The organism is Prolixibacteraceae bacterium, from assembly GCA_019720755.1.
Taxonomy (GTDB): Bacteria; Bacteroidota; Bacteroidia; order Bacteroidales; family Prolixibacteraceae; genus Halosquirtibacter; species Halosquirtibacter laminarini.
Genome location: CP081303.1, coordinates 1,463,972 through 1,476,500, shown reverse-complemented (window position 1 = coordinate 1,476,500; position 12,529 = coordinate 1,463,972). Strand labels below are relative to the sequence as shown.

At 35.1% G+C, this 12,529-nt stretch carries 8 protein-coding genes; 4 read left to right on the top strand and 4 right to left on the bottom strand.

Annotation, left to right across the window (positions count from 1 at the left end):
- Window positions 1-879 precede the first annotated feature (879 nt).
- On the bottom strand, window positions 880-1,797 hold the full coding sequence (locus tag K4L44_06050; protein QZE15393.1) for an SDR family NAD(P)-dependent oxidoreductase: 918 nt from the start codon (window positions 1,795-1,797) through the stop codon (window positions 880-882).
- 156 nt (window positions 1,798-1,953) lie between these two features.
- Here K4L44_06050 and K4L44_06045 point away from each other — a divergent pair, with 156 nt between their 5' ends.
- Window positions 1,954-4,878, top strand: coding sequence for a hypothetical protein (locus tag K4L44_06045; protein ID QZE15392.1), 2,925 nt, complete (start codon window positions 1,954-1,956; stop codon window positions 4,876-4,878).
- A gap of 75 nt (window positions 4,879-4,953) precedes the next feature.
- Window positions 4,954-5,973, top strand: a complete 1,020-nt coding sequence (hemH, locus tag K4L44_06040) for a ferrochelatase (GenBank protein QZE15391.1) — start codon at window positions 4,954-4,956, stop codon at window positions 5,971-5,973.
- A gap of 236 nt (window positions 5,974-6,209) precedes the next feature.
- Here the strand turns inward: hemH and K4L44_06035 are convergent, their stop codons facing one another.
- A complete protein-coding gene (locus tag K4L44_06035; GenBank protein ID QZE15390.1) occupies window positions 6,210-7,022 on the bottom strand; it encodes a helix-turn-helix transcriptional regulator in 813 nt (270 codons plus the stop codon).
- Window positions 7,023-7,368: 346 nt separating this feature from the next.
- The gene (locus K4L44_06030; GenBank protein ID QZE15389.1) at window positions 7,369-7,701 is read right to left on the bottom strand and encodes a DUF805 domain-containing protein; all 333 of its coding nucleotides are present in this window, start codon (window positions 7,699-7,701) and stop codon (window positions 7,369-7,371) included.
- A 283-nt stretch (window positions 7,702-7,984) separates the two neighbouring features.
- Between K4L44_06030 and K4L44_06025 the strand changes: the two genes are divergently transcribed.
- Both K4L44_06025 and K4L44_06020 read left to right on the top strand, forming a co-directional pair.
- Window positions 7,985-8,785: a helix-turn-helix transcriptional regulator gene (locus K4L44_06025; protein QZE15388.1), complete on the top strand. Its 801-nt coding sequence runs from the start codon at window positions 7,985-7,987 to the stop codon at window positions 8,783-8,785.
- A gap of 142 nt (window positions 8,786-8,927) precedes the next feature.
- A complete protein-coding gene (locus K4L44_06020; GenBank protein QZE15387.1) occupies window positions 8,928-11,456 on the top strand; it encodes a TonB-dependent receptor in 2,529 nt (842 codons plus the stop codon).
- A gap of 303 nt (window positions 11,457-11,759) precedes the next feature.
- On the opposite strand, the gene K4L44_06015 is transcribed toward K4L44_06020, so the two are convergent.
- Window positions 11,760-12,527: an ISL3 family transposase gene (locus K4L44_06015; protein QZE15386.1), complete on the bottom strand. Its 768-nt coding sequence runs from the start codon at window positions 12,525-12,527 to the stop codon at window positions 11,760-11,762.
- Window positions 12,528-12,529: the final 2 nt, after the last annotated feature.

Sequence of the window (12,529 nt, the reverse complement as noted above, 5' to 3'; positions counted from 1 at the left end):
TAATCATTCAAGTAAAAACACTCAAATATAACTTAAAAGAGTATGGAATATTCTATATCAGGATTAACAAAAAAAATCATTTCTCACAACAAACCACCTAGGGTTACATTCTAAAGAACAGCGCCCCTCTAATAGCTCACGATTTTCTTTTGTAAAGAATCAATAGAACCATTCACCCTATTAAGCAAACATATCTATAATGCACTCTAGTCGACCACCAATAAATGTAATAAATCATATTTTAAAAACAGATTCTTAAGATAGTCCAATACCATTGTAATACAAGATAAAGAAGAGACCTGATTTTAACATATTTTATACTCATCCATATAATTACACATTTCACCATATAAAATACCAATTTCATCAAAACAAAATGACACTCAAATGATTAATACTCGAATATTTACTATTTTTATATAGAAGATAAGACACACTCAAAAGAAGATATTTAATAACTTTTAAACCATTCACCACCCAATGAAAAAGTATCACGTGTTAAATCTAAAAAAAGAAGAGGTTATCAGATATGTAAATACTCTATGCCCAAGATGCAAACAACAAAATGCATTCTTCAATGGAGCAAGTTATGAATGTCCCGATTGTAAATATGAATGGGGCAGTATCGGGTTTCATAGAAAATAAAAAAACGAGGAACTAAAAAAGGACAAAGAAGGCCAGAGATCATCAGTGATTTGACCTTCTTTTTTTGTATTGACATTTATACAAACTATTCTATACGAAATCTATCTTAATCTCAACCATATACCCTCTTCCTTGATAATCTACACGAAATAAATAGGGGCTTAATTTAGCGATATTCTCCTCCACAAACGAAAGACATAAATACTTATGCAGAAAACATAATAGAAGAAAATTCTAGGCAAAGAACTTTATACCAAGCTTCTCTTCACTCCAACGCCATAAATCTAGAGCGGCTTTAGCTTCTTTTGATCTTTTGGAAGAGTCGACAACAACAGGCGCTCCTCTAAATTCTCTAAAGTTTTTAGGACCAAGGTATGATCCAGGAGCAATGTATGAGTCCAAGATTGCTCTTAAAATAGGCTCGGCTCCTCTTTCTGCATCTTGGAAAATAAAGTGGCCAAACAGTAATAAAAAAAGCTTTCTTACTCCCCCTATATGATTAAACAGATTCGTAGAAGAAACACCAGGGTGTGCAGCAAAAGATTTCACATGACTTCTTTTTTGTGTCAACCTCCTCTGCAACTCATACGCAAACACAAGGCAAGCCAATTTGCTTTGACCGTATGCTTTTATTGCGTCATATTTATTTGGGCGATTATATTGATTCCAATGACAATCTCCTCTTTTATGAGCAATACTACTCAACTGTACAATACGCCCTTCTGGAGCATTCTCTATTAATGGGAATAGAAGATGAGTCAATAAAAAGTGAGATAAATAATTAACACCTAATTGAGACTCAACATCATCGTAAACAACTTGAAAAGGAGGAATCATAATTCCTGCATTATTAATCAAAAAATCAATACGATCATATCGTTTTTCAACATTAGAAGAAAACTGATAAATTGAATCTATTGAAGATAGATTTAAAGAAAGAATTTCAATTTTACCAGAAGGAAATTCCTCAAGCAACTCCTCTTTGGCCTCAGTAGCACTAGTTAAATTACGGCAAGCCATAATTACTGTCACCCCCTTTGAAATTAGCTTTTTAGTCACTTCTAAGCCAATCCCCGAATTTGCACCAGTCACTAAAGCTATCTTTCTTTCTAGTTTATCGATATCTTCAAACCTATAATAATCGTCGTCCATTTTGTTTTATATAAAATATTTAAGAGTTATATTCCTCGAAGTTAAAAAATAGACCTCTGTTTTCATCGATTTTTATCAAAAAAAAACTTTTGTTTCTGTGAAAACAACTTTATCTGTATATTGTTTATTATTTACAATCAATACATAGTCCATAGAATGAAAAATATCCTTCTTTTAATTACGCTACTGCTCACACTTATAAAAGGAACCAATGGTCAGTCATCATATAATTACGGAGGCTATCCCATTCACCACAAGTGGAAATATATTGAGAATAATATTGCAAGAATTGTATATCCAGAAGGACTAAAAGAAACTGCAGAGAGAGCACTTAATATCATAACCTATATAGACAACGAACAAAACCTATCAGTAGGAACCAAAAAGAAAAAGATCAATATACTCATTAATAACTCCAATGGTATTTCGAATGGCTATGTTTCTGTTTTTCCTTTTCAAAGTGAGCTATACACACTAGCCCCTCAAGACTTAAACCAACTTGGAGCAACAGAGTGGATGGATCAACTCTCTATTCATGAATTTAGACATGTTCAACAATATGTCAACATGAAACAAAATGTAGTACAGTTAGCGTCATTACTAACAGGAGACTATGGTTGGGTAGGTGTATCAAACCTTATCTTTCCTAAATGGTACTTCGAGGGAGATGCTGTAGTCGCTGAAACCGCTTTATCTGATGGAGGGCGAGGACGTCTACCCTATTTCTTTAAAGAGCAAAGAGCACTATGTCTAGACTCTATCCAATATGGATATCGCAAATTAGAACAAGGATCGCTTAAAGATATTGTTCCTAGCTACTATAACTTGGGGTACAATATGGTAAGAGAAGGACGTGAGATAGCTGGACCAAATGTATGGAGTGAAGTTTTAAAAGAGTCTGTTAAATTTAAAATTTCAAATATATATTACCCATTTGCTAGAGGAACTAAAGCATTTGTTGGTCTCTCAACACATGAACTCTACAAGGAGGTAAATAAGAAACAAAACAAGCTATGGAGACAACAGTGGAGTTCCATGCGGAATGATTCGAGTAAATCTATATCGCTAGATATGCCCAAAAACAAAGTTGCATTCTATCAATACCCACAAATAGCCGAAAACAATACTATGTATGTGGTAAAATCCTCCTTTGACAAAACTTCTGAGATCATCAAATTAACAAACTATCAACAGACGAAAGAAGAGAAAATAACCTCAATTGGTATTACACAATCCCCGTCTATCACCTACAACAACTATATTTTATCGTGGATAGAGACAGTACAAAACCCTCTATTTAAAGAGATTCGAAAACAGAAGATTGTAATATTTGACTTAAGCAAAAACCATAAAAAAGTTATTGGGAAACCAGGTTATTACTTCTCTCCTCAAGTAAATCATGAAGGAACACAGTTAATGGTAGTTGAGAAAACAGAAAAACTTCATTATCAAATAGTAATCTTTGACATTAAAACAGAAAAAATCATTCAGACCATTCCAAATCCCGACAATTTTTTTGTTTCACAACCACAGTGGGCAACCAATGATCAAGAGATATTCTTCATCTCAAAAAAAAATCATGAAATTTCTATTCAAAGACTAGAACTTGCAAATTTAAAGGCCACACCCCTAGTTGGGTGGACTAAACATGTTATCAGCGGAATGGATGTAGATGAAAAACATCTATACTTCGGTGCTTCATTTTCAGGTATTGATCAAATATATAGTGTCTCTTTAGAAGGAAAAGCTCGCATTCGCCAACACACCAATGACAAAATTGGAGCTTACTATCCAACAGTCGATCCAATAAATGATACATTGGTATATTCTAATTTTACCTCAAAGGGATATCGTCTACGGAAAATCGCTAAAAATAACTTTATTAAAGAGCTCCCAATTTTACCAGAAAAAGCGCCATTAATTGGAGGTAGCTTGGTGAAAAATGATGAAGAGGAAGCCATTGAACAACTGGAATTTGAAAAGAGTTACAAGGAGCATCGATATATTCCATGGACCCCTAAGTTAAGACCTTATGCTTGGTCTGTATATATAGACAATAACTATTTTGGCGCACAAATCCTTACCACCAACCTTTTTAATAACTTCTATGCAAATATCGGCTACAAATACAGCTCTATCGATGAAGAGATAAACTTTAATGGGGAAGTTATTTATGCTAGATTGCCCATCAAAATAAAACTTCGAGGAGAGATGGTAGAGAATCAACTATCCAAAGAGGATCCCAACAGCTACGAAGATTATCGGTGGATTGGTGAAGCATCACTTCCGATAAGGTGGGTTACAGGAAATTATTTAATGGGAACGACCTTTAGTGCAGATTACACCTTCCATCAACTAACTCTAACAAAAAAAAACATAGAATTCACACCAAAAACGTACCATTATCAAATAAGCTTTTATGCACAACATCAAAGAGCCAAACAAAACTTATACCCCAAACTAGGACAATCATTGTCGTTCAATTTCCAAGATATTAAAGAGACAGAGAATCAGAAAATATGGACATTTATGGGAACCACATATCTTCCAGGTCTCTTCCCTAATCAAGGATTAAAACTAGACTACGGTTATCAAAACCTATCTCCTAATCTCATTCTGAATGATTACTTTAATTACTCTAGAGGATACTCACAAAGATTAGGACTAATAAACAACACTAGAAAATTTGGCGCCACCTATGCTTTCCCGCTTCTTTATCCTGATCTAGGTATTTTCGGCATAACATATATAAAGAGAATATGGGGTACCCTATTCTACGACTTCCAAGTAAGTCAATTGGATGAATACATAACGAGAATAGATAACTTAGTTGATCAAAATCGAGGAACAACCCCACAAGATTGGTATAATGAAATAGCATATGGTCAAGATATACAGAATGGAATAGAAGATGGGAACCGTTACTTTCAGCGTAGCATTGGTGCCGAGTTATATATGGATATGAACGTATTTAACAGCTCAAATATCACCATCGGATCCAGAATATCATACCTTGTAGACAAGATGTCTAATAACAAATCCAACTACACAATAAACTTCATTTTATCTAAAAACTTTTAAACATACTCGTTTGTCTAAACAAAAGAAGAGGTATATTTGCCTATATCATAACTATAATCAAAATTTAATTTGTAGATGAGAAAAAAGAGAGTCGGAGTAATACTGATAAATCTAGGAACACCAGCATCTTGCGATACTCGGGATATTCGTAGATACCTCAAAGAGTTTCTCATGGATGAGCGCGTTATAGATATTCCAGGTTGGAAAAGATGGTTGCTTGTAAATGGAATAATTGCTCCATTTAGAGCACCCAAAGTGCGACATGAATATTTGAAATTAGAAACACCTGAAGGATTACCCTTAAGGGTGATTAGTAAACTTCTAGAGAAAAAAGTCCAAAATAGATTTGAACACTCCTCTATCCATATTGAACTTGCCATGCGCTATGGTTCACCATCTATCAAGAAACAGTTAGAGTCTCTAAAAAACAAGTCTGTTGAGAAAGTGATTATCTTTCCACTATTTCCTCAGTATGCCTCTGCAACCAATGGCACTGCCATTGCCAAAGCCTTTGAGGAGATAAAAAAATGGCCTGTCATTCCGGAACTAGCAACAATACCATATTTTCACGATCACCCTACATTTATAAAGGCCATTAGTAGACAATTAGACGAAGATATAAAGAAGGAGGTACCAGATCATATATTATTTAGTTTTCATGGATTACCTCAACGTCAAATCAATGCATTAGGCGGATATTGTAGTTCTTGTGAAGGAGTTAGAGAGTGCAAAACACATAATCCATATTGTTATAAATCGGCATGTTATCACACGGCACATCAAATTGCTCAAACGCTCAATTTAACTAGAGATCAATACACTATTGCATTTCAAAGCAGATTAGGAAAGACTCCTTGGATCCAACCATATACCGATGATACAATACACCAATTAGCAAAGAAAGGGATCAAGAGATTACATGTGATAGCACCCTCTTTTGTAACAGATTGCCTAGAGACTACCATTGAAATTGGAGAACAGTATCACCAGTTATTTTTAGATCTTGGAGGAGAAAAATTCTCTCTTTCAAACAGCCTAAACGATACAGACGAGTGGGTGAATACAATTACTGAAATGATACAATCAAAGATATAAAAAAGAATAAGGAGATCTATTTGATCTCCTTATTTGTGATCTATTTGATTACCAAACAGTATTATTCTTTAAATATATATACTTTACAGTTATTTTTAAAAAATAGATACAGAACAGTTACCCCCCAGTATTGCCTTTGATCTATTGAATCAAATAAATCACAAATTATTGATTCTTCAAAACTACATAAAGTTTTGAGATTGAACGTTACCCATTTAGGTATTTCTATTGTGAATTTACAAACACTTATTTAGATCCGATGGCTTACAACCTGTCATTTTCATAACAAAACGGGAGTAGGAACTCTGACTATCAAAATGTAACAAATGACTAATCTCTTTATGAGACAATTTTTCCTTCATTAATAATTTTATCTCAATCAGTAAAACGTCATGAATCACTTCAAGGGGAGTCATCGAAACATCACGTTTCAGTTGCTTTGTTAAGGTAGGAGCAGAAACACACAGTTTGCTTGCATAGTAACCAATCGCTCTCTCAGACCGAAAATCTTGTTCCACGAACGAAATAAATCGTTCCGTTAAAGTCGACATACGTATATCTTCTCCACTATCAAACTTATCGTAAAAATCATATATAAGAAAAGAGAAATATAAGCCAATCTTTCCACTCATCATGCCGTCAGATTCTTCAAGCAAACCTACAAGCTCTTCTATACGACGAATCAAAGAATTAAACTGCGCAACCTCTAGTACTTTATGATCACAACACTTCAATTTTAAACCGATGGAGCGAGGAAGCAAAGGAAGACACTTTTCAAAACTAGATCTAGAGAACTGGATTATCCAACCATCCTCCATTTGCTTACGCGTTAATAGATGAGCTTGATTCGGAGCAATTACAAATAACGAGCGATCACAAACAAGATACTCCTCAAAATCTACTATTTGACTACCACCACATCCCTTTTCAAAAAGGAATATCTCATAATAGTCGTGACGATGTATTTTTGAAAAATCATAGCCATTGTCATGAGAAATACGACAAACTTGAATGTCTTTGTTTGGAAAGTCAAAAAGGTTAATTGCCATATATATCTTTAATTAGTTGAATAATAGATGATCTTTCACAGACCAATTAAACTTATGAGAAATACTTTACAAAAAATAATATATTTCTCATTCTACTGAAACTCCTCTGCTTCAATGACCAAGATCATTATCTACAGAAAAGACAAAACATCAGGCATACCACTCAAATAGAAATCTCTATATTTTAATTAATTTGTGTTACTAAAACAAACTGAAAAAGTGAACCTATGAGTCATGGGTGAGTTATTAGTGAGAGGAACAGACGTAACCAACAAGTCAAGAAGTCTTAAAAAAGGGACTCATTATATGAATCCCTTTTTTAAGACTTCTTAGATATCATATCCTACTATTCAATAATTGGAGCTGACTCACCATACTGATTCTCACCCTCTTCTCCTTTAGTAGCAAACCATACGATCAGAATGATCCATCCAACAATAGGAATTAAGCAAAGTAGATAAAACCATCCACTCTTTCCTAAATCATGAAGACGTCTCACCGAAACAGCTAAACCTGGGATGATCACAGCAACGGAATATATATATCCCAAAATTGGATTAATAAAACTAATAAGGAAGGATACAATCATGTTAAACAAAATGAACATCCAATATTCTCTACGTCCTGCACGTCCATTAAATTGAGCATAATTCTTAAAGCAATAAATAAATTCTTTCATAGTTGCATTTTAATTAAAATATTTTGTAGTGTTGTAATATTAATAAAACTCATTAAAATTAACAATAATAAATCTGAATAAAAAAAACTTATTAAGAACATAAAAGATGTATAAATCAAACACTAAAAACAATAAAAAAACTAGCTTTAAAAGGGATTACCTGTCAGAAAGAATAATACTTTAATCCTAGTCGTCTTAATGAAAAAGAAATCATTTTTTAGATCTATTCTCCAAACATCAGCTATATTGTAATCCTTAATATTTGAATATATTCCCCATTAGAATGATCGATAGAAAAAATAAACTTCCAGCAAAAACTCCGTTTAAAATTGCACCATTTCGTAAGCATATACGCAAGACCAAAGCCCATATCCATCATGGATATTTGGAAATAGTCTTTCTTCATAGTGCCAAAGGAACCCATACTATTGACGAACAGGCCTACCCTACAACCCAACCTTCTATCTTTGTAATAACTTATGGGCAAGTACACCATTGGGACATTTTGACCGAGCCTTCAGGCTTTGTCATTCTTATACAAAAAGACTTTCTAGACCTCTGTCAAGATCCCCAACTAGAATCATTAACACAAAATATAACAGAGCACGACTGCATCCCTCTCTCTTATAATGAGACAATACATCAACTATTCTCTATTCTTTATCAAGAACGGAATTCTTTAAACACCCATTTCAGAGATCATATCCTAAAAGCATTGTATACCAAAGTATTAGAACATGCTCCGACACACAAAACAGCAAACCCTAATAGACAGGATTATCACCATTTCTTTCTGCTTGTGAACAAGCATCATAAAAAGGAGAAGAAGGTCCAATTCTATGCATTCATGATGAATACTACCCCACAAAACCTGAATGCCATTTGTAGAAAAGCAGTGGGATTTACGGCCTCTCAAATCATCGCCGACGTGACAATCAAAGAAGCCAAACGACAAATAAAATACACGCAACACTCTGTATCAGAGATTGCATATAACCTAAACTTTAAAGATCCCTCACACTTTGTGAAATACTTTAAAAGATATACCCAAACTACTCCCAACGAGTTCCGAAACAAGAGTTAACAAAAATATACCACTGCTTTTTCATTTGTACCATATACTAAGCGTTCGATTCTATTTTTTTGTATGTACAATCAAAAAATTAAAACAGAACCAATAAAGACAGGCACGATTATGTTATCGATTGCCTAAAATCAAATATCAAATGAAGAAAAAGCAAATTTTTACACTTTTACTCTTATTTTTATCAACCATCACCTTTGCTCAAAAAGGGGTTCAAGGTGAGATCAAGGACCATAGCAATGGAGAAGCCCTTCCATTTGTAACGGTAAAAGCGACACAAAATCAGAAAATAGTGGCAGGGGTGTTCACCAATGACAAAGGAGAATTTTCCCTTCCGTTAAAAAAAGGGACATATAACATCATATTCTCTTATATTGGATATGAAAATGACACCATTAAAAACTTCACACTCACGAAAAAGGATGGTTGGAAAAAAATATCCACAGTCGATCTAAGAGTAGCAACACACCAGATTGAGGATATAAACATTGTTGCGAAGACGGGAACCGTAAGATCGAATATAGAGAAGAAAAGATACAACACCTCCGATTTCGAAACTGCAAAAGGAGGGAATGCAGTGGATCTACTGAATAAGCTACCTTCCATTGATCTTGATGCAGATGGAAACATTAGCGTTCGAGGAACCACCGATTTTATGGTGTATATCAATGGCAAACCAACCCAAATGGACCCGTCCACACTATTGGGACAGATTGCAGGAGATGCCATCGAATCAGTAGATGTAATCACCATTCCTACTGCCAAATACGATGCACAAGGTAAGGGTGGGATTATCAATATCCAGACAAAAAAAGGATCACAAGATGGTTTTTCTATCTCAGCCAATCTACTTGGAGGAGCCTCTACTTGGGCCAACATAACAGACAAGTATAGCGGTTACGACATGGATGATGCACGTTATGGTGGTGGTGTGAATGCCTCATATACCAAAGACAAACTATCCATCTATGCTGGACTTTTCTACAATAAAAAGAATGTCAATGGAAAGCGTTCAGGAGATGCTCGTCTCCTACAAAACGATGGATCCTATTACCATATGGTAGCCCAAGGGGAGCGTCCTGAATGGTACGAATACTATACAGCCCAACTAGGAGCAGACTATCAACTGTCAGAGGCAACTACCCTCTCTGCATCCTATTTTTATGGAAATAGAAATGATGGTAGATCCGCATTCTATGTGTACGATACTTTTTATGCCGATGCCGACAAAAACAATATCGAGGGAGTAGATCGCAACGAAGAGTGGATATACAATCCAAACACCGACAATCGCTACGGTCAGTTCCATTCAACCGACCTTCATTTGACTCACAAATTCAACAACCAAAACAAGTTAGACATCGATCTACTATATGAGTACTCAGCATTAAGCAGAGAGCTAGACAATAGAAACTATGAGTTTGACTATCAGAATGACCAAGTAGGCGAAAAAACGGATCATTTCAAACAGACGGACGACACCCCACTTCATGCCTATCGATTAAGCATCGATTACGAAAAAGAGTTTGACAACAATAGCCAATTGACCGTAGGATTTCAACCACAATGGATGGATATCACTGGTAGCTTTAGTTACGACACACTAAACGTAGCCTCACAAACATGGGGAGACTATAGCTCCCTTGAAAATGGGGTCGACATGACACGTAACATCTATGCATTCTATGCCGACTACCGAGGAGATATTGGGAAATTTAACTATATCTTAGGACTTCGAGCAGAGTATATGGATCAAGATATGCAGATCGACAATCCAGACTATTTCAACATATTCGACCGTCCTGCAGCATCAGAATACAAAGTAAATCAACTCAATTGGTTTCCTTCGCTTCACTTAAGTTATCATTTAAACGAAAAGAATAGCCTTTCAGCCTCTGCGAGCCGTCGTATCAACCGTCCTGCACTAAAAGATATGGCCCCATTTCTATACAGAAGACACTTCGAAGTGTATGTGGTAGGAGATCCGACCTTAGAACCAGAATATCTAAACAACATCGAACTTCAATATGGATGGAAAGACTCTAAAATCGCTATTAATTTAACAGGTTTCTATCGTGGAACAGACAATGCGGTTTTTCGTGTCAACACCGTATATGAAGAAGAAAACGTTCTAATCAGAAGTTATACCAACTCTGGAAATACGCAGTCTTTGGGAGCAGAACTAAACACTAGCTTTGACCTAGGAACTGTAGGAGATCTATTCCTTGGAGGATCGCTATATCACTACACCGTACAGGGAGATATCTTTGGATACCAGGAGAAAAATGAAAGCACCAACTGGACGCTTAAAGGGAACTTAAACCTGAATCTATCTAAAAGCTTCAAGTGGAGTAGTGATTTCAATGTCAAGTCGGCAACCGTGACAGCCCAAGGAGAGAACGAAATGTTCTATCAAGCAAATACAGCATTGGTATACAATCCAATAAAACACCAACAGTGGAGCTTTTCACTTCGTGCCATAGACATACTTAGCTCTAACATTACAGGCCTAAGCACTAGAGCATATAACACCCAAGGAGAGCAGATCTTCTACCAAGACACAGAATACACTCGCAATGGACCAATCGTTGAACTAAGAGCATCCTATAGCCTAAACAAGCTATTTAAAAAGAGTAAAAAGGAGAGTACAATTGGTAAAAGCCAATTCTAATCCTTTTTAATACAACAATGCATAAAATGGGTTTTCCTTCATGGAGAACCCATTTTTTTATCCAATTCCCATATAACCATAAAAACAATCATCAAAATAATCGCATAGCAACAGTGGGGATGTCGATATTAAATTGTACAATTTCTGATATCAAACGACACGTTTTTATGCAATGGGCTGATATATAAAACTGCAACATTTCTGAGATCAAACGATACGTTTCTGAAAACATTCATCAAACTGGTTACTGCACAAAATATCATAAAAACAATCACCAATGCTACCTCAACACAAAACTATGGTTCATCCATATTTTGCGTATATATCTTGATGCATTGCTTTTATTTTTAACATAAAAAAATCTAAGTCACGATAGCCATATGCTTGTCTTTTTAAGGTTTTAATCTTGTTATTTATTCCTTCTAAAGGCCCCGTGGAGATATTGCACTTATACCAATTTAGAATTCCTGTTTTGTGTTTGGTCAATAGTTCTACCATTTTCTTAAGCTGAGAGATTTCAGTCTCATTTGCCTCTTCTATCCATTGTTTAAGTAATTTTGAAGCGTCTCTAATATTATCTTGATTCCATAATTCCCTTAATTCTTCTTTCAAATAATATGCGTAAAACAAGGTGGTATTCGTTTCTAATACTTTTTCAAGTCTTGAGTCTTCCCCTTTCTGAAGGTTGAGATTCTCTGAATTATTTAACAATAGCCAACGACTTCCTTTTAAACTTTTCTTGATAACCTTATCCTTCTCTTTGTTGTAAAGATCTCTTCTAATTTTACTTATAGTCTCATTTAGTTTCTTTATTATATGGAAATGGTCAAATACCATAGTAGCTTTAGGTGCATTGGTCTTTACTGAAAGGATATAGGCAGCTGACATATCAATAGCAACAGATTCTCTTTGGACTTTATTGATCTTTATTCGTTTCCAAAATGGAACCAATGATTCGGAACCTTTACCTTTTCCTACATGCAAAACGACTCCTTTATCTAAGTCATATACACAAGTCATGTATACATGTCCCTTCCTCACTGCGAATTCATCGATAGCAATATGTTTCACCC

Excerpts from the sequence above, each read along its gene's own strand:
- K4L44_06030 (QZE15389.1), bottom strand. The coding sequence starts at position 7,701 with ATGAAAGAATTTATTTATTGCTTTAAGAATTATGCTCAATTTAATGGA.
- K4L44_06035 (QZE15390.1), bottom strand. The coding sequence starts at position 7,022 with ATGGCAATTAACCTTTTTGACTTTCCAAACAAAGACATTCAAGTTTGT.
- hemH (QZE15391.1), top strand. The coding sequence starts at position 4,954 with ATGAGAAAAAAGAGAGTCGGAGTAATACTGATAAATCTAGGAACACCA.
- K4L44_06025 (QZE15388.1), top strand. The coding sequence starts at position 7,985 with ATGATCGATAGAAAAAATAAACTTCCAGCAAAAACTCCGTTTAAAATT.
- K4L44_06050 (QZE15393.1), bottom strand. The coding sequence starts at position 1,797 with ATGGACGACGATTATTATAGGTTTGAAGATATCGATAAACTAGAAAGA.
- K4L44_06020 (QZE15387.1), top strand. The coding sequence starts at position 8,928 with ATGAAGAAAAAGCAAATTTTTACACTTTTACTCTTATTTTTATCAACC.
- K4L44_06045 (QZE15392.1), top strand. The coding sequence starts at position 1,954 with ATGAAAAATATCCTTCTTTTAATTACGCTACTGCTCACACTTATAAAA.